Origin of the sequence: Vibrio harveyi NBRC 15634 = ATCC 14126 = KCTC 12724, assembly GCF_001591145.1 — a bacterium.
Classification (GTDB): domain Bacteria; phylum Pseudomonadota; class Gammaproteobacteria; order Enterobacterales; family Vibrionaceae; genus Vibrio; species Vibrio harveyi.
Genome location: NZ_BCUF01000003.1, coordinates 168376 through 186013 on the forward strand (window position 1 = coordinate 168376; position 17638 = coordinate 186013).

A 17638-nucleotide genomic window follows, 5' to 3' on the forward strand; every position below is an offset into this window, starting at 1 on the left:
TGAAAACAAATGCAAAAAGGGCGCTCCGATGAGCGCCCTTTTTAAGTTTAAAGTGTTGTAGAAAGAGGGGATTACCAACCTTTCACTACACCACCTTTGAAGATGTCTTTCGCTGCTTCGTAAACTTCATCTGTTTGGTATGCTTTCACGAAGTTTTGTACGTTAGCTGCTTGAACGTTGTCTTCACGAGCAACGATAAGGTTTACGTATGGAGACTCTTTGTCTTCTACGAAGATACCGTCACGCTCAGGTGTTAGGTCAATTGAACTTGCGTAAGTTGTGTTGATGATAGAAACCGCAACGTCATCAAGAGAACGTGGAAGCTGTGCTGCGTCTAGTTCAACGATAGTGATGTTTTTCGGGTTACCTACGATGTCACGTACTGTTGCCAGTAGACCAACGCCATCGCGCAGTTCGATCAGACCTTGTTGCTCAAGAAGTAGAAGAGAACGACCTAGGTTAGTTGGATCGTTTGGAACCGCGATGCGAGCACCATCTTCGATTTCATCCACTGATTTCACTTGCTTAGAGTAACCAGCGATAGGGTATACGAAAGAGTTGCCTGCAGTTACTAGCTTGTAGCCACGATCTTTTACTTGCTGATCTAGGTATGGCTTGTGTTGGAACGCGTTTGCGTCGATTGAGCCATCATCTAGTGCTGCGTTTGGTGTTACGTAATCGGTAAAGGTAACCAACTCAACATCCAGGTTATATTTCTCTTTAGCAACTTTTGCTGCAACTTCCGCAACTTGAGCTTCAGCACCTGCCATTACGCCAACTTTTACTTTATTCACGTCGACTTCTTTGTCACCACAACCAGCAAGAACCAGTGCAGAAGCGGCAGTTGCAACAGTCAAAAGACTCTTAAGGCTAAATTTCATCTTTATCTCCTTATAATTGGTATTTTCAATTCTTATCTGTGGTCTACACGGCGTACGATTGCATCACCGATAGACTGAATAATTTGTACTAGAACAATCAGCATCACGACCGTTACTGCCATGATGACTACGTCGTAACGGTGGAAGCCATAACGGATAGCTACGTCACCAAGACCGCCGCCGCCTACCGTACCCGCCATTGCTGAGTAGCTTACAAGTGTTACTAGGGTAATCGTTACTGAGTTAACAATAGTCGGCATTGCTTCAGGAAGCAGAACTTTTGTGATGATTTGTGTTGGTGTTGCGCCCATAGATTGTGCAGCCTCAACCAAACCTGATGGTACTTCCAGCAGTGCACCTTCAATGAGACGCGCCACAAATGGGATTGCACCGATAGTCAAAGGAACAATCGCTGCTGTTGTACCGATAAAGGTGCCAACCAACAGTTTGGTTACTGGAATAATCGCAACCATCAGCACTAGGAAAGGAACCGAGCGACCAATGTTAACGATGGCGCCAAGCACGCGATTAAGTTTAGTGTTCTCCAGCAAGCCACCTTTTTTAGTGGTGTGCAAAATTACGCCTAGTGGAATACCAACAGCAAAACCAACGATGCCAGCAACCGCAACCATGTATAGGGTTTCCCATGTTGCGCCCAAAAGTAGGTTGCTGTTTAGGCTCAGCCATTCAGAAATCGTATTAAAGGACATAGCCAAGTACCTCTACTTTCACGTTGTGCTCACGCAGGAATTCAATCGCTGCGTTATCGTCTTCTTCACTACCAAACAGTTCAGCGACCATCATGCCGAACTTCACGCCGCCAGCGTAATCCAGATCAGAACTTAGAATGCTCACGTCGATGTTGTACTTACGAGCGATCTGCGTCATCAGAGGTGCATCCACGGTAGCGCCAGTAAATTCTAGGCGAACCAATGGATAGCTGTTTTCTACGCGCGTGGTTTGTAAGCGTGCTTGGTAATCTTCTGGGATAGAAAGATCCAAAGTAGAGCGAATGAACTCGTGCGCCAGTGCAGTCTTCGGATGCGCGAAGATTTCACCAACGGTGCCTTTTTCCACTAGCTCACCATCACCGATGATCGCCACTTCGTGACAGATGCTCTTAACTACTTCCATTTCGTGAGTGATCAGAAGAATGGTGATTTCGAGCTTGCGGTTGATTTCTTTTAGTAGTTCTAAGATGGACTGAGTCGTTGCTGGATCCAGTGCACTGGTTGCTTCGTCACACAGCAAAACGCTAGGGTCTGATGCCAGTGCACGTGCAATCGCCACGCGTTGCTTTTGACCACCACTTAGGTTTGCTGGGTAGCTTTCATGCTTGTCTGAAAGACCAACGAGTTTAAGTAGCTCAGTCACTTTTGTTGTGATTTGCGCTTTGTCTTTGCCTGCTAGCTCAAGAGGGAGTGCGACATTGTCGAAAACGGTGCGAGACGACAGCAGGTTAAAGTGTTGGAAGATCATCCCGATATTACGGCGAGTTTCTCCCAATTGCTTTTTGCTTAATTTGGTTAGATCAACGCCATCTACGATGATGGAACCCGATGTCGGGGCTTCCAGCATGTTCACACAGCGGATTAGGGTACTTTTACCCGCGCCCGATGAGCCAATAACACCGAAGATGGTGCCCTTCGCGATATCTAGATTAATGTCCTTAAGGGCAAGAATTTCCTTACTGCCTTGGTAGAACACTTTATTGACGTTTTTTATTTCTATCATGTTTCAACCTGCACAGAGATACTGGGAACTTCGCTGTCAAAAACGGCTTTTAACAGGAGTAAATTTTGAACTCTATCTCAATTCTCAGTTGATGCTATGGGTTAAGTAGTATTAAGTCAATAGATATTTTTACGTCTAGACGTCTAAATGTATGGATGTTCTGTTGGGAAAGGAAAACAGAGAATGTTTGGCGGAAGGACATATATAAGAGGGATACTCAAGATTTACCGATTCTCGGACGACAAATCAACTGTTTTGTCGCCCACTCACACCAATTAGATAGTGTGAGTGCTTATAAGGTATGTAATAATCTGATAAAACCGAGTAAATAGAGAAATACGTTTTGGCAAAACCTGCTGTTTTTATCGACCGTGACGGCGTGATCAACGTTGACCACGGCTACGTTCATGACGAACATGATTTTGAGTACATTGACGGTGTCTTTGAAGCGACAAAAGCGCTGAAAGATAAAGGCTACCTGCTGGTGCTTGTGACCAATCAATCTGGCATTGCACGTGGTAAATTCAGCGAAGACCGTTTCTTGTCTCTGACTCAATGGATGGACTGGAACTTCGCTGATAATGGCGTTGAGTTCGACGGCATCTACTACTGCCCACATCATCCGGAGCATGGCATTGGCGAGTACAGGCAAGATTGTGATTGTCGTAAGCCAAAACCAGGTATGTTTATTTCTGCGCGTGACTTCTTGAAGATCGACATGGAGAAATCTGTGATGATCGGCGACAAAGCCGAAGACATGATGGCAGCAGAAGCGGCAGGCGTTGGCACTAAGATTTTGGTTCGCACTGGTAAGCCAGTAACAGAACAAGGCGAAGCGATTGCAACGGTAGTATTAGATAGCATTGCAGACGTGCCTGCGTACCTAAACAAGTAATCTTCATTACTGACTGAGATAAGGGAAGCCGCTGCTTCCCTTTTGTTTGATTCCTTCTTTTAGTCTGAACACTTATGAGCAAAAAACTCACCATTCTTGATATCGCGAAACTGGCTGGCGTGGGCAAGTCGACGGTCAGTCGTGTGCTTACCAATGATCCCAAGGTAAAACCGCAAACGCGTGAGAAGGTAGAGCAAATCATTCGTGAATCAGGTTATGTGCCCTCAAAATCGGCTCAGTCGATGCGTGGCGGCAGCCAAAAGGTGATCGGTGTGATCATCTCTCGTCTGGATTCGCCATCAGAGAACCGCGCCGTTGGTACCATGCTCAACGCTTTGTACTCGGCAGGGTATGACGTGGTGATCATGGAGAGCCAGTTCGATCGCGATAAAACCAATGAACATTTGGATGTGCTCAAACGTCGCAATGTCGATGGCGTGATCGTGTTTGGTTTTACTGGGTGTGATGAACAAGCTTTGGCGGATTGGGGCAATCGCATTGTCGTGATCGCGATGGACACGCAAATGGTTTCCTCGATCAACTACGATAACCAAGGCGTTATCGATATGGCGCTCTCCCACCTGGAACAACAATCTATTTCTCGTATTGCCTACATTGGTGTTGATCCAGAAGACCGCACTACAGGTCTCGCTCGCCTTAATGCTTACCAAGCTTGGTGTGAGAAAAAGCGCATCGAACCATGTTTTAAAACTGGCAAGCTTAGCCACGAAAGTGCGTATCAGCTGGTGGATCACGTTCTTCAATCCGATACACAAGCCATTGTTTGTGCCAGTGATACCATCGCTCTAGGTGTGATTAAACGTCTGCAAGAAGTGGGACGTGAAGATGTGGTGGTTACCGGTGTCGGTGGTAACGAATTACTTTCTTTTCTCTTCCCGAATGTCTTCAGCGTAGATCCAGGCTACTCTCATGCTGGTGAAAAATCCGCTAACATGCTGATTAATCAATTAAATGGTGATGAGTCTGTGGTGCATTTTACCCAGCAGCCTATCCGTCGTTAATCCTCCTTTCGATGATCTGCTCTAAAATTATACTGTGATCATTCTCAATTAATGGGACTGTTCCCATTTTGTTTTTGAATGCGAAATGGCAATATTAAAATTATCGGGTGGGAATGTTCCCATTATAAAAATAAAACGATGAATTGAATGTATCCAATACAGGGTGGACAAAGTTATGAGTAAGATTGCGCGTCAAGATGTACAGCGTCTTATTGAGCTGGTCGGGGGATCGGACAATATTGCCAGTGTAAGCCATTGCTTAACTCGCTTGCGTTTCGTGTTGAATGACACTGACAAAGCCGATACAAAACAGTTAGATGCACTGCCTATGGTGAAGGGCTGCTTTACCAATGCCGGTCAATTTCAGGTCGTTATCGGCACTGAAGTTGATGAGGTTTACAAAGTACTGATAGAGCTTAGCGGCAAAAGTGAATCGAGCAAAGATGAATCTAAGAACGCTGCTCGTCAAAACATGAACATCGTTGAGCGTGGTATTTCCCACCTTGCTGAAATCTTTGTACCACTGCTACCAGCGATCATCACCGGTGGTTTGATTCTTGGTTTCCGTAACGTGATCGGCGACATCAAGATGTTTGATGGTCAAACGCTAACGGAAATCAGCCAGTTTTGGGCAACGGTACACTCTTTCCTGTGGCTAATTGGTGAGGCGATCTTCTTCTTCCTACCGGTTGGCGTGTGTTGGTCGACAGTGAAAAAGCTTGGCGGTACTCCGATTCTGGGTATCACATTGGGCGTGACTCTGGTTTCGCCACAGTTAATGAACGCCTATTTAATTGGTAAGCAAGTGCCTGAAGTATGGGACTTTGGCTTATTCGCCATCGAGAAAGTGGGCTATCAAGCGCAAGTGATTCCAGCGATGCTTGCTGGTATGGCTCTGGCGTTTATTGAAACCAACTTAAAACGCATCATTCCTTCTTACCTCTACCTAGTGGTCGTGCCGTTTGTCTCTATCATCGTGTCTGTGATTCTTGCGCACTCTATCATTGGTCCATTTGGTCGTATGTTGGGTGACGGCGTTGCTTTCGCAGCAAAAGCAGCCATGACGGGTGACTTCGCAATGATTGGCTCAACCATCTTCGGTTTCCTATATGCGCCATTGGTAATTACCGGTATTCACCACACCACTAACGCGGTTGATCTTCAACTGATGCAAGAGCTAGGTGGCACGCCAATTTGGCCTTTGATTGCACTTTCAAATATTGCTCAAGCGTCTGCAGTAGTCGGCATCATTATCATCAGTAAAAAACATGGTGAGCGTGATATCTCGGTGCCTGCGGCTATCTCTGCTTACCTTGGTGTGACTGAGCCAGCGATGTACGGCATCAACTTGAAATACAAATTCCCAATGCTGAGCGCGATGATCGGTAGTGCGATTGCCGCTGCTATCTGTGGTAGTGCAGGTGTGATGGCTAACGGCATCGGTGTGGGCGGTTTGCCGGGCATCTTGTCTATCCAACCGCAGTTCTGGGGCGTATTTGCTCTGGCGATGTTGGTGGCGATTGTCGTCCCAGTAGCGCTGACGCTTGTGTTGTATAAACGCGCACAGATGAAAGGCGAGTTAGAAACCGCTAACGCGTAATTCAAACTGAGGCAGTGATTTGGCTGCCTCGTTTATCTCCTCTATTTTTTTAAGATTTTTAAGTTTCCGTTTAATGGTAAGTGAGCGTTAGAAATGGCAATGACCAAGCATGATGAGAGCTGGTGGAAAACCGCAACCATCTACCAAATTTACCCAAAAAGCTTTTGTGACAGTGGAAGTAAAGGCACGGGCGATATTAAAGGGATCATTTCTAAGCTGGATTATCTAAAACACCTTGGTGTGGATGCGATTTGGCTGACGCCGGTTTATCAATCACCAATGATCGACAACGGTTATGACATTTCCGATTACTATGCGATCAACCCAGATTTCGGCACCATGCAAGATTTCGATACCCTGTTGGCTGAGGCTCACCAGCTGGGTATTCGAATCATCATGGATATCGTGGTGAATCATACTTCGACAGAACACAAGTGGTTCCAATCGGCATTGGGTGATAAAAACAGCCCATACCGTGATTACTACATCTGGAAAGATCCGGTTGATGGCGCAGAGCCAAACAACTGGCAATCTAAGTTTGGTGGCAACGCTTGGGCGTTGGATGAAAAAACGGGTCAGTACTATTTGCACCTTTTTGCTAAAGAGCAAGCGGACCTAAACTGGGAAAACCCGGTAGTGCGTGAAGAAGTCAAAGAAGTCATTGGCTTCTGGGCAGAGAAAGGTGTGGATGGTTTTCGTCTAGATGTCATCAACCTGATTTCCAAGCAACAAGATTTTCCAAGTGATGATATTGGTGATGGTCGCCGTTTCTACACTGACGGCCCTCGCGTACATGAATATCTTCAAGAGATCAGCGAAGCTGTGTTCCAAAAGTACGGTAGCGTGACGGTGGGTGAAATGTCTTCCACCACGCTAGAGCATTGTCAGCAGTATTCAGCGCAAGATGGCAAAGAGCTATCAATGGTGTTCAACTTCCACCACCTAAAAGTTGATTACCCAAATGGTGATAAGTGGACGAAAGCGCCGTTTGATTTCATCCAACTGAAACAGATCTTCAACCATTGGCAAACTGGTTTAAATGGCAAAGGGTGGGGTGCGCTATTTTGGTGTAACCACGACCAACCACGCGTTGTGAGCCGATTAGGTAACGACGAACAATACCGTGTTGAATCTGCCAAAATGCTTGCGGCATCGGTACACATGATGCAAGGCACACCTTATGTTTATCAAGGTGAAGAGATCGGCATGACCAACCCGGGTTACACCGAAATCAGCCAATATCGAGATGTTGAAAGCACGAACATGTACGACATCATGGTCAATCGCGATGACGTATCTCACGACGATATGATGGCGATTTTGGCGCAGAAATCGCGTGATAATTCACGTACCCCAATGCAATGGAACAGCGCGAAACATGCGGGTTTTACTGAAGGCACGCCGTGGCTAGAGGTGGCTCAGAACTATTCTGCAATCAACGCGGAAGCCGCGATTGCTGATTTGAACTCGGTGTTCTACTTCTACAAACGTCTGATTGAACTGCGTAAACAGGTTCCGGTGATCACTGATGGTCGTTACGAGGACCTGTTGCCTGAGCACAAACGTATTTTTGCTTACGCACGTCAGAACGATAAGCAAACGCTACTATGTATCAACAACTACTACGGTGAAGAAGCGGAGTGTGTACTACCAGATCGTTTTGATATGAGTAAAGCCAAGAACCTGCTTTCCAACTATCAAAATGCGACCAGCGCGATTGCTTCTAGTCATCAGGTATTGCGTCCTTACGAAACTCGCATCTTGCTGATTGAAGAGTAAAAATTAAGCTTCCCCTAAGGATTTCGGTCCTAAAAAAAAGGCTTTGGAGTGCTCCCCAAAGCCTTTGCTTTTTATCTAAATAAGATTTGATGGCTGAATTAAGCTTTTTCGATCTTATTCAAAGTTACTTTCGTTTCTCTCACTTGAATCTGTTCACTCTTTAGCAGTTCTACTTGCTCAATGAATCCTAGAGTTGGGTTAAACCAGCGTTCAGCAGAACTCTCAAACTCTTTTGAATCGATCAATTCCATACCGTCACATACAAGGTTATAAGTATTTTTCTCGGTTAGGTATGCCGCTTCAACCGATTTACCGGAGACATTAAACGTCTTACGGGCACCTGTTTCCCCAACTTGTTGGCTCCAAGTGGTTTTACACTGAGCGTTATCAGCTAACGCGTTTACCCAAGGATTATCATCAAAGGAATCAAGCATGCGTTTCACTTGCTCTCCTGACAAATCTACGATTACAGATACAAGATGTTTGCTGATATTAATGTTTGGATCCTTCTCTTTCACCGTTGACCCCTCTAACCGAAATAGAGGACTGCTGTTCATCATCATGACGTTGGATAGAGAGTCAATGAGATAAAGGTCGGTAACTTCATGCAGCGCACCGTCAATACCAGCGAAGTAAATGGTATTATCTTCTTGCTCGCTACTGTCTAGGTAGAACTGTGTAATGCCGTTGTTTTCCAGAAGTTGGATAACGGGAATAAAAGGGTCATCTTGCTGGGTGTCGCGTAGTCGGTCGATGAGCTTTTGAACAGCCATTGGCTCAAAGCTTATCGTTATAGGTTCGCCCTGTTGACCGTCAGCAGAAGTGACGTAGTGAAGCTTTGTACTTGCTTCAGGTTTGAAAGATGAGTTTTGGATTGGGTAGTCGAAGCTTGATTGTGGACCTTTGCTTTCGCTTGTAGAACCAGAAGAAGAACCGCCCCCTCCACAGCCGTAAAGTGCGATCGTAGCTGCTGCGAGAAGCGTCATTTTTTTAAGCATGAGTTTACATTCCTAATTTTAGAAGGCTGATAAATCGAGCCGTTATTTGAATGTCGCCATGCTAAGTTTTGAGTGAGAAAAAGGGCAAAAAACAAAAACTAATAGAGTTAAATGAAAGCTTAATTTTATATTTAGGTCTTTGTTTTTTCTGGGTTAATGTCTTCTTCGATATTGGTGCAGTATTCTTCAATTAATGCCTTCCAGCGCATCACAATTTCCTTTTCCTTAATACTGACACGCAACTTCTTCCAAGGCTGTAAGCAGGTTTCTTTCGATTCCGGCTGAGACAAACGACTGAATAACTCTTCAGAAGGCATAACACGTAAAAGAGCTACGAGCGATTCCATGTAATTTAAGCGGAACTGGTCAAGCTTATTTTGCTTGTAGGCAATATGAGATACAAAAGTGTAAATCAGGGCATTCTGAATTAATGAGTCTCCCGCCGGTGTCGTCAATAAGGTTTTCGCCTTATCGAGATTGCCGAGTTTGTAATTGAGGATACCCATCCATAAGTTAAGCTCATCGGGTAAGGCATCGAACTCGGACTGTACTTGATAAAGAAACCCTTCGAGTTTAGTTTGATTTTGTTCGTACAACGCGAGATGGCGAGCTATCGTGATGGCAGTAAACTCATCCATGTTTTTAATACCATCCATTGAGAATTGCTCATCCAATAACATCTTCTCGTGTGCATCGGTTAACTGCCAATTGCTCTGAGAAGGTGCAGGCAAATTAAAGTATTGAGCGATATCTGCATGCATACGAAAGATATCTGATTGTAGATGGCTGATACGGAGCTCGTATTGATTACGAAACGCCAATTTTCCCGTCGCTGGGTAAATTAGGTTCATTTGCGCTTTGAGTCCCCCTTCTGTGGAATCATCTTTTAGCTCAATGTTGAGCTGATAATCGCTGGTTTGCATGTTTCGTGCGCCAGGGAAATAAGGGGTCTCATTAATTGGGTCGAGAAAGTAGCTCGGCGCATCTTGGTTAGCGATATCGGTATAAGGATACTCGACTTGTTGCTGCAACAAGATCGCTTTCACTAGAGTTCGGTACTCACGAGCAGTGGTGCCTATAGCATCAACACGGTTCAGCAATAACTCTACTTTAGGGATTAAGAGTTGGTTTCGAGTTTGCTGAGTTGAAATGCCTTGCTGCTGCCACAGCGTCACCCCAAGCCCAATACTCATTAGCGCAAGTGCGGCGCATAAGCCATAAACAAGTTTGAATTTGTGAGACGCAGGGGCAAGGTTGCTCTTAGCAGGTTCTTTGGTTTGCTGAGCCTTCTGGGCTGGAGGTAGCAATTGAATATTGGCTGGATTAAGGAAGTAACCTTTACGTGGGTAGGTGACCAACAATTTGGCTGCATCGTACTCCGGCAAGTGTTCTTGAAGCAAAGCTCTGAGTGTACTGATTCGGTTGGTTAGGACATTCTTTGAAATGAACTTACTTTGCCAAATGGTCTCGATGATAGTTTCAGCAGAGAGTGGGTGTCCAACACTGGTGAGTAACAGTTCCAGTAACTCGACGGTACGCGGCTCAAGATCGATACTGACTGCTTGTTTATGCAGAGTTTGAGTCTCTGGATTGTAGATAAGCTCGCCAATAGCAATCTGACTTTTGGTTTGTTTGGCTTGTTGTAGAAAGTCTCGCATACCATCATGAGTGATTAGTGAATGGCGAGATATTATATAGTCATTGGAGCGCAAAATCTTATAAATTGCGCTCCAATCATCATGGAAAGGCTATGAACCGTAGCTCACCGAATAGCGATGCGGTTTATGGTTCATCGCAAGCACGAGGTTCAGTGCGAAGGCTCCAAGTATCGACAACCCAATAACCCAAGGTGTGACGAAGAAGAAAGACGCAAACAAGATACATGCGTCAATTGCCATCTGGGATTTACCTACAGAAATACCGAACTTATCTTGGATGAATAAGCACAATACGTTAAAGCCGCCCAAGCTTGAACGATGACGGAATAGGATCAACATACCCAAGCCCATCAGCAAGCCACCCGCTACCGCGCAGTAAATTTCGTTGATTGATTCCAATGAAATCAGTAAATACAGGTGATCAGCAAAGATAGAAACCAAAGCGCCAGAAATTGCACTGTTAATGGCAAAGTGACGACCGAAGCGTTTCCATGCGAGCAAGTAAAAAGGACAGTTGGCTAAAAAGTAAAGCACACCAAACGTAAAAGGTGTAAATTGGCTAATAAGCAGAGCCAATCCGGTTGTGCCTCCGGTTAAGAGGTTCGCGGATTGGAGAAAGAAAACGCCTTGAGCTACCAAAAAGGTACCTGTAAGAATTGCCATCCAGTCTTCTTTTCTTGAGTGTTTTTCCATCTAATATGCAGTCGTTTGTGATAATTCGGGCGTGCATAGTAGTAAAAAGATGATCTTTTCGGTAGCTAGAGGGTAAAATTTGCGGTAAACCTATGTAATTGTTGTTTTACAGGGTGTAAAGCACAAAATTGACAGTCAGGGAATCATGGTTAAACGATTGCAACATCGTCATGATATTTCTTGCTTGTCACCATGAAAAAACTGCATGAGAAAAATTGTAAATTTCTCTTTATGACCTAGATCAAATTATGTAGAATGCGCGCCATTAGGTCGACGAAAACGTTTGCGTTAGGTCGTTATTCAGTTTTTTTGCAACTTTCAGTACCAATCTGAGTCAGGAGATACAGATGCTTAAGCGTGATATGAACATCGCAGATTACGATGCGGAACTGTTCGCAGCTATCCAGGAAGAGACTCTTCGCCAGGAAGAACACATTGAACTTATCGCTTCTGAAAACTACACAAGTCCACGTGTAATGGAAGCTCAAGGTTCTCAGCTAACGAACAAATACGCTGAAGGCTACCCAGGCAAGCGTTACTACGGCGGTTGTGAGTACGTAGATAAAGCTGAAGCACTAGCAATCGATCGTGCATGCCAACTATTTGGTTGTGAGTACGCGAACGTACAGCCTCACTCAGGTTCTCAAGCAAACAGCGCAGTTTACATGGCGCTTCTAAACCCAGGCGACACAGTTCTAGGTATGAGCCTAGCGCACGGTGGTCACCTAACTCACGGTTCACCAGTAAACTTCTCTGGTAAGCACTACAACGTTATTCCTTACGGTATCGACGAAGCAGGTCAAATCAACTACGACGAGATGGAACAGCTAGCGCTTGAGCACAAGCCTAAGATGATCATCGGTGGTTTTTCTGCTTACTCGCAAATCGTTGATTGGAAACGCATGCGTGAAATCGCAGACAAAGTTGATGCTTACCTATTCGTAGACATGGCGCACGTTGCTGGTCTAATCGCAGCAGGCGAGTACCCGACTCCAGTTCCACACGCTCACGTTGTGACAACAACGACGCACAAAACGCTAGCGGGTCCTCGTGGCGGTCTTATCCTTTCTAACGAAGGTGAAGAGCTGTACAAGAAGCTGAACTCAGCAGTATTCCCTGGCGGTCAAGGTGGTCCTCTAATGCACGTTATCGCTGGTAAAGCTGTAGCGTTCAAAGAAGCGATGGAGCCTGAATTCAAAGCTTACCAAGCTAACGTAGTGAAAAACGCGAAAGCAATGGTTGGTCAATTCCAAGAGCGTGGCTACAAGATCGTTTCTAACGGTACAGAGAACCACCTATTCCTAGTTGACCTAATCGACAAAGACATTACAGGTAAAGATGCAGATGCAGCACTAGGTGCAGCAAACATCACAGTAAACAAGAACTCGGTTCCAAACGACCCACGCAGCCCATTCGTAACGTCTGGTATCCGTGTTGGTACGCCAGCAATTACTCGCCGCGGCTTCACTGAAGATGACGCGAAAGAGCTAGCAAACTGGATGTGTGACGTTCTAGATAACATCGGCAACGAGGAAGTTATCGAAGCGACGAAGCAGAAAGTTCTAGAGATCTGCAAGCGTCTACCAGTTTACGCATAGTTCTCTGTGTAAATTCGCTTTCTTTGCAAAGTAGTACAGGCTGACTCGTTCTACTTCTGCGATTCAGTGTGATAATTTGATTGATGAAAGGTCCTCGTTTGAGGACCTTTTTGTTTTTCTAGCGTATGGAAATATCAGCTTAGGCTTTTCGAAATAGCGTGCTTTGGTTTCTGAGAAACAGTTTGCTATGTGGAGGATTGGGAGTATTTGAGTGGAAAACGAAAGAGGTTATTAGGTTCTGAATATACTTTTGATTTACTCAAGAGCCCAACATTGTCATTCCCTACAAGCGAGGAACGAGCGGGATAGGGAATCTCTAATTATCGTTGTTACTTAGAGAGTGTTGAAACAAGATTCCTGATATCTCGTAGGTTCTTCGAAATAGCGAGTTTGGTTTTAACCAGTAGGGTTATTGTTCGAACGACGATGCTTTATGTTCTATGGAGACAAAAAAGGTTGGCACAGAGCCAACCTTTTCTTATCAAAACAAGCGAGAGCTTATTTCACTTCAATACCTTGGGCCTGCATATCAGCATGGTAAGAAGAGCGAACAAATGGACCACACGCCGCGTGGGTGAAGCCAAGTTCTAGTGCAATCTCTTTTAGCTCATCAAACTCTGAAGGTGGAACGTAACGTTCTACTGGCAAGTGGTGACGGCTTGGTGCTAGGTACTGACCAAGTGTCAGCATAGTTACGCCATGTGCACGAAGATCTTTTAGTACTTCGACGATCTCTTCTTTGGTTTCACCAAGACCCATCATTAGACCTGATTTCGTCGGTACATTTGGATGCTGCTCTTTGAATTTTTGCAGCAATTGCAATGACCACTTGTAGTTCGCGCCTGGGCGAGCTTTACGGTAAAGACGAGGGGCGGTTTCTAGGTTGTGGTTGAAGACATCCGGCGGGTTGTCTTTCATAAGATCAAGTGCCACGTCCATACGACCACGGAAGTCAGGAACCAGAGTTTCAATCTTGATGTGCGGGTTTAGTTCGCGAATTTCACGGTTACAGTTAGCAAAATGCTCTGCACCACCATCACGCAAATCATCACGGTCAACAGAAGTGATTACAACGTACTTCAGTTTCATGTCTGCGATGGTTTTCGCAAGTTTCTTTGGTTCTTCAGCTTCAACAGCAAGAGGACGACCATGGGCAACGTCACAGAAAGGACAACGGCGAGTACAGATCGCACCAAGGATCATGAAAGTTGCCGTACCGTGGTTAAAACACTCAGCTAGGTTAGGGCAAGACGCTTCTTCACATACAGAGTGAAGGTTGTTCTTACGCATTGCTGATTTGATGTCTTGAATACGTTGGCTGTCGGCTGGTAGCTTGATCTTCATCCAATCAGGCTTACGTAGCACTTCTTTCTGCTCTGTTGGCATGTTCTTTACGGGAATCAATGCCATCTTGTCGGCGTCGCGGTATTTAACGCCTTTTTCCATCTGGATTGGTTTGCTCATGCTTTGTTACCTTGAGAAGGTGCTTCTGTGCTGAAATCTACTTGCTCGTAATCAAGCAAAGTAACGAGTTCTTGTATTAGTTGTTTTTCCACGGCTTCGATGTCTTCAGGACCGCCAACTTGGCTGACTTGAACCATCTCCATTCCTTCGTAGCCACATGGGTTAATACGTAAAAAAGGACCTAAGTCCATATTAACGTTCAACGCTAGACCGTGGAATGAGCACCCTTTTCGAATGCGAAGTCCGAGAGAACATATTTTTTTACCGCCGACATAAACGCCAGGGGCATCAGGTCGTGCAGCAGAATCGATATTGTATGCCTTAAGAGTGTTAATAACGAGGTTCTCGATGTGCGTAACGAGATCTCGCACTCCTAATTTTTTGCGACGTAGGTTGATCAAGAAGTACGCGACTAATTGACCCGGACCATGATAAGTCACCTGACCGCCACGATCGCTTTGAACAACAGGAATATCTCCGGTATTAATCAGGTGCTCGGCTTTACCTGCCTGACCTTGAGTGAATACTGGGTTATGTTCTACCAACCAAACTTCATCAGGCGTGTCGTCTGTGCGTTGGTCAGTAAACTCATGCATCGCCTTCCATACAGGCTCATAATCTTGGCGTCCAAGTCGTTTCACAACAAGTTGGTGTTGCATGGGAATTCCTGTCGATAATATATAAAGTTTTTGGATTATAAACCGGATGACCCTGATGCTCTACAGCTGAGTAACAGATTTTTAACTGAAAGTTCGAGTGGTTTGTATTATCTGTATGATAAATAAAAAGAAAGCAGCCGAAGCTGCTTTCAAAAAAAATTTAATTTATCAAAAAATTATAGAACCATGCGTACGATGTCGATTTCACCCAGTTCTTTGTATAGGGTTTCAACTTGCTCGATAGACGTTGCAGTGATGTTGATAGACACCGAGTGGTAGTTGCCCTTAGCACTTGGTTTTACTGTTGGGCTGTAGTCACCTGGAGCATGGCGCTGGATAACTTCTAGAACTAGCTCTGGAAGCTCAGGCTTTGCATGACCCATTACCTTGTAAGTAAATGAACAAGGGAACTCAAGCAGGTCTTTCAATTTTGCATCAGAGTTGATGGTTAGCATATCGGTAACTCCAGTTGGTATTCGTTGCGGTGCGAAATAGTACAGTCAAATTAGGGTGAACTCAAGATTAACAAAGCCGCCCTAGTTGGCGGCTTTGTAGACTTGTTTGTTGGTCAGAAGCGACTGTTAGAAGAAGCTCTTAAACAACAATACGATGTAGTCCCACATGCGGCTAAATAGGCTGCCTTGGTCTACTGTTTCCAGTGCCATTAGTGGGTACTCAGCAATATCTTCACCATCAATTTGATAGTATAGCTTACCAACTACATCACCTTTCTTAATTGGGGCTTCAAGTTCTTTTTCAAGTACGAAGCTTGCTTTTAGGTTCTTTGCTTCGCCGCGAGGTAGGGTTACGTAGGTATCTTGATCAAGACCCAGAGCAATGGTGTCTTTGTTACCCATCCAGATTTTTTCTTCTACGAAAGTTTCACCCGCTTTATGAGGTGCCACTGTTTCGAAGAAACGGAAACCGTAGCTCAGAAGCTTTTTACTTTCTGATTTACGTGCATTCGCATCTTTTGTTCCCATCACAACCGCAACTAGGCGCATTTGACCTTCTGTTGCAGAGCTTACTAGGCTATAACCAGCATTGCTTGTGTGACCCGTTTTGATACCGTCAACATTCATGCTCTTATCCCACAGTAGACCGTTACGGTTGTACTGAGTGATGCCGTTGTAAGTGAATTTCTTTTGAGAGTAAATACGGTACTCGTCTGGTACGTCACGGATCAGTGCTTTACCAAGCAGTGCCATATCGTAAGGTGTTGAGTATAGGTTAGGGTTGTCTAGACCGTGAACGTTCGCAAAGTGCGTGTTCGTCATACCGATCGTATCCGCCCAAGCATTCATTAGATCAACGAATGCATCTTCTGAACCAGCAATGTGTTCAGCCATTGCCACACAGGCATCGTTACCAGATTGGATGATGATGCCACGGTTCAGGTCTTTTACTTTTACCGTCGTGCCAACTTCAATGAACATTTTTGAAGAGTCAGGGAAGTTTTTCGCCCAAGCATTCTTACTGATGGTTACATCATCGTCTTCTGAAATATTACCACGCGCTAGCTCTTGGCCAATTACGTAGCTGGTCATCATTTTTGTCAGACTAGCAGGAGACAATTTTGTGTTCATCTCTTTCTCAGCCAGAACTTTACCTGAGTTGTAATCCATAAGTACGTAGCCTTTGGCTGCGATTTGAGGAGCATCTGGGACAACAACTGGTGAAGCAAAAGCAGATTGAGCGATGGTTGCTGATAGTGCAACCGAAGAAACGAGAATAGATTTCACAAACTTATTTTTATTCATGGTAATTCAAATTTTTTGGTTAACTGTCGACATCTTAACAGAATCCCCACTTATGTAAGAGGGGCTCTGCATAGAAAATCATGACACCAAGGTCATTTGCCAGTTTTGTGTTTTTTAATAAATGCGGACGAATAGCCGAGCAACTTTACTTTATCCAGTGTGGCTTGCGTCAGAGAATAGTCAGTATATGGGCCTAACAACAAGCGATACGAACCTTCCGTGGACTCCAAGAAAGTTTCCGTATCCAGCTTTTGACCAAGCTCTTGGCCTAAAGTTCGCGCTCGATCTTCATATTTTGAAGAAGCAACCTGAATGACGTACTTAGGATGGGCCGCTAACGACTTTTCATCGGTCGGTTTATCCACCATGATGACTTCGATCTCTACGTTCGCCGTCCCAGTTTTCACTACGTCAAGCTTGTAAGCTGCCGCGTAGCTCAAATCAATGATGCGACCCTCATGGAAAGGACCTCGGTCGTTAACTCGCACAACCGTGGATTTACCATTGTCGGTATTGGTGACTTTCACGTAGCTCGGTAATGGCAGCGTTTTGTGCGCAGCAGTCATCGAGTACATGTCGTAAATCTCGCCATTCGAGGTTAAATGACCTTGGAACTTCTTGCCGTACCAAGAGGCACGACCTTTTTCCGTAAAGCCTTTTGCATCACGAACGATTTTGTAGTCTGAACCTCGAAGGTTGTAATCGCTGTTACCACCTAAGCTGTATGGTTCGTATTTTGGGTGCGCATCCTCAATGTGCTCGACTGATAATGGCTTTTCTGGAGCTACATCAGATTCAAGTTCATAACGTCCTTCCTGCGTTTTTTGATCGGTGGATGAACAACCCGCCAAAATCAAAGCAGAAAAAACTAAGGAATATAAAGCGCGTTTTTGCATG

General features: G+C 45.0%; 16 protein-coding genes. 5 read left to right on the top strand and 11 right to left on the bottom strand.

Annotated features, from left to right (window positions below):
• Positions 1-71 precede the first annotated feature (71 nt).
• Genes VHA02S_RS02855 through metN form a run of 3 tightly spaced genes read right to left on the bottom strand, consistent with a single transcriptional unit; the run spans position 72 to position 2615 of the window.
• Positions 72-881 carry a MetQ/NlpA family lipoprotein gene (locus tag VHA02S_RS02855; RefSeq protein WP_005447551.1) on the bottom strand — a complete coding sequence of 270 codons (810 nt, stop codon included), beginning with the start codon at positions 879-881 and terminating at the stop codon, positions 72-74.
• A 32-nt stretch (positions 882-913) separates the two neighbouring features.
• Complete coding sequence (locus tag VHA02S_RS02860; protein WP_005432672.1) at positions 914-1591, bottom strand: methionine ABC transporter permease; 678 nt, start codon at positions 1589-1591, stop codon at positions 914-916.
• Positions 1581-2615 carry a methionine ABC transporter ATP-binding protein MetN gene (metN, locus tag VHA02S_RS02865; RefSeq protein ID WP_029789180.1) on the bottom strand — a complete coding sequence of 345 codons (1035 nt, stop codon included), beginning with the start codon at positions 2613-2615 and terminating at the stop codon, positions 1581-1583. The genes VHA02S_RS02860 and metN overlap by 11 nt, the downstream gene beginning before the upstream one ends.
• Before the next feature lie 343 nt (positions 2616-2958).
• Here metN and gmhB point away from each other — a divergent pair, with 343 nt between their 5' ends.
• The 4 genes from gmhB (at position 2959) to treC (ending at position 7911) form a co-directional block, all read left to right on the top strand.
• A complete protein-coding gene (gene gmhB, locus VHA02S_RS02870; protein ID WP_038898523.1) occupies positions 2959-3510 on the top strand; it encodes a D-glycero-beta-D-manno-heptose 1,7-bisphosphate 7-phosphatase in 552 nt (183 codons plus the stop codon).
• A gap of 74 nt (positions 3511-3584) precedes the next feature.
• On the top strand, positions 3585-4532 hold the full coding sequence (treR, locus tag VHA02S_RS02875) for a trehalose operon repressor TreR (protein ID WP_038898524.1): 948 nt from the start codon (positions 3585-3587) through the stop codon (positions 4530-4532).
• A 175-nt stretch (positions 4533-4707) separates the two neighbouring features.
• Positions 4708-6132, top strand: coding sequence for a PTS trehalose transporter subunit IIBC (gene treB, locus VHA02S_RS02880; protein WP_005440120.1), 1425 nt, complete (start codon positions 4708-4710; stop codon positions 6130-6132).
• Positions 6133-6225: 93 nt separating this feature from the next.
• Complete coding sequence (gene treC / locus VHA02S_RS02885) at positions 6226-7911, top strand: alpha,alpha-phosphotrehalase (protein ID WP_038898525.1); 1686 nt, start codon at positions 6226-6228, stop codon at positions 7909-7911.
• A gap of 98 nt (positions 7912-8009) precedes the next feature.
• Here the strand turns inward: treC and VHA02S_RS02890 are convergent, their stop codons facing one another.
• From VHA02S_RS02890 to VHA02S_RS02900, 3 genes are all read right to left on the bottom strand, one after another.
• Positions 8010-8909: a hypothetical protein gene (locus VHA02S_RS02890; RefSeq protein WP_038898526.1), complete on the bottom strand. Its 900-nt coding sequence runs from the start codon at positions 8907-8909 to the stop codon at positions 8010-8012.
• 131 nt (positions 8910-9040) lie between these two features.
• A complete protein-coding gene (locus VHA02S_RS02895; RefSeq protein WP_038898527.1) occupies positions 9041-10567 on the bottom strand; it encodes a winged helix-turn-helix domain-containing protein in 1527 nt (508 codons plus the stop codon).
• A gap of 90 nt (positions 10568-10657) precedes the next feature.
• Positions 10658-11260 carry a YitT family protein gene (locus VHA02S_RS02900; protein ID WP_005447540.1) on the bottom strand — a complete coding sequence of 201 codons (603 nt, stop codon included), beginning with the start codon at positions 11258-11260 and terminating at the stop codon, positions 10658-10660.
• Positions 11261-11607: 347 nt separating this feature from the next.
• On the opposite strand from VHA02S_RS02900, the gene glyA reads away from it, so the two are divergent.
• Positions 11608-12858, top strand: a complete 1251-nt coding sequence (glyA, locus tag VHA02S_RS02905; protein WP_005440106.1) for a serine hydroxymethyltransferase — start codon at positions 11608-11610, stop codon at positions 12856-12858.
• 498 nt (positions 12859-13356) lie between these two features.
• On the opposite strand, the gene lipA is transcribed toward glyA, so the two are convergent.
• The 5 genes from lipA to VHA02S_RS02930 form a co-directional block, all read right to left on the bottom strand.
• Positions 13357-14322 (bottom strand): lipoyl synthase, encoded by a 966-nt coding sequence (lipA, locus tag VHA02S_RS02910; protein ID WP_005447535.1) that lies wholly within the window; start codon positions 14320-14322, stop codon positions 13357-13359.
• A complete protein-coding gene (lipB, locus tag VHA02S_RS02915) occupies positions 14319-14981 on the bottom strand; it encodes a lipoyl(octanoyl) transferase LipB (protein ID WP_005447534.1) in 663 nt (220 codons plus the stop codon). Before lipB ends, lipA begins: the two co-directional genes overlap by 4 nt.
• 176 nt (positions 14982-15157) lie before the next feature.
• The gene (gene ybeD, locus VHA02S_RS02920) at positions 15158-15436 is read right to left on the bottom strand and encodes a DUF493 family protein YbeD (protein ID WP_005384135.1); all 279 of its coding nucleotides are present in this window, start codon (positions 15434-15436) and stop codon (positions 15158-15160) included.
• Positions 15437-15562: 126 nt separating this feature from the next.
• Positions 15563-16741 carry a serine hydrolase gene (locus VHA02S_RS02925; RefSeq protein ID WP_005447533.1) on the bottom strand — a complete coding sequence of 393 codons (1179 nt, stop codon included), beginning with the start codon at positions 16739-16741 and terminating at the stop codon, positions 15563-15565.
• 92 nt (positions 16742-16833) lie between these two features.
• Positions 16834-17637 carry a septal ring lytic transglycosylase RlpA family protein gene (locus VHA02S_RS02930; RefSeq protein ID WP_009697737.1) on the bottom strand — a complete coding sequence of 268 codons (804 nt, stop codon included), beginning with the start codon at positions 17635-17637 and terminating at the stop codon, positions 16834-16836.
• Position 17638 lies beyond the last annotated feature (1 nt).

Bases quoted from the DNA above. Each gene is read 5' to 3' on its own strand.
- VHA02S_RS02855 (WP_005447551.1), bottom strand. From the start codon at position 881: ATGAAATTTAGCCTTAAGAGTCTTTTGACTGTTGCAACTGCCGCTTCT.
- VHA02S_RS02860 (WP_005432672.1), bottom strand. From the start codon at position 1,591: ATGTCCTTTAATACGATTTCTGAATGGCTGAGCCTAAACAGCAACCTA.
- metN (WP_029789180.1), bottom strand. From the start codon at position 2,615: ATGATAGAAATAAAAAACGTCAATAAAGTGTTCTACCAAGGCAGTAAG.
- treR (WP_038898524.1), top strand. From the start codon at position 3,585: ATGAGCAAAAAACTCACCATTCTTGATATCGCGAAACTGGCTGGCGTG.
- treB (WP_005440120.1), top strand. From the start codon at position 4,708: ATGAGTAAGATTGCGCGTCAAGATGTACAGCGTCTTATTGAGCTGGTC.
- treC (WP_038898525.1), top strand. From the start codon at position 6,226: ATGGCAATGACCAAGCATGATGAGAGCTGGTGGAAAACCGCAACCATC.
- VHA02S_RS02890 (WP_038898526.1), bottom strand. From the start codon at position 8,909: ATGCTTAAAAAAATGACGCTTCTCGCAGCAGCTACGATCGCACTTTAC.
- VHA02S_RS02895 (WP_038898527.1), bottom strand. From the start codon at position 10,567: ATGCGAGACTTTCTACAACAAGCCAAACAAACCAAAAGTCAGATTGCT.
- VHA02S_RS02900 (WP_005447540.1), bottom strand. From the start codon at position 11,260: ATGGAAAAACACTCAAGAAAAGAAGACTGGATGGCAATTCTTACAGGT.
- glyA (WP_005440106.1), top strand. From the start codon at position 11,608: ATGCTTAAGCGTGATATGAACATCGCAGATTACGATGCGGAACTGTTC.
- lipA (WP_005447535.1), bottom strand. From the start codon at position 14,322: ATGAGCAAACCAATCCAGATGGAAAAAGGCGTTAAATACCGCGACGCC.
- lipB (WP_005447534.1), bottom strand. From the start codon at position 14,981: ATGCAACACCAACTTGTTGTGAAACGACTTGGACGCCAAGATTATGAG.
- ybeD (WP_005384135.1), bottom strand. From the start codon at position 15,436: ATGCTAACCATCAACTCTGATGCAAAATTGAAAGACCTGCTTGAGTTC.
- VHA02S_RS02925 (WP_005447533.1), bottom strand. From the start codon at position 16,741: ATGAATAAAAATAAGTTTGTGAAATCTATTCTCGTTTCTTCGGTTGCA.
- VHA02S_RS02930 (WP_009697737.1), bottom strand. From the start codon at position 17,637: ATGCAAAAACGCGCTTTATATTCCTTAGTTTTTTCTGCTTTGATTTTG.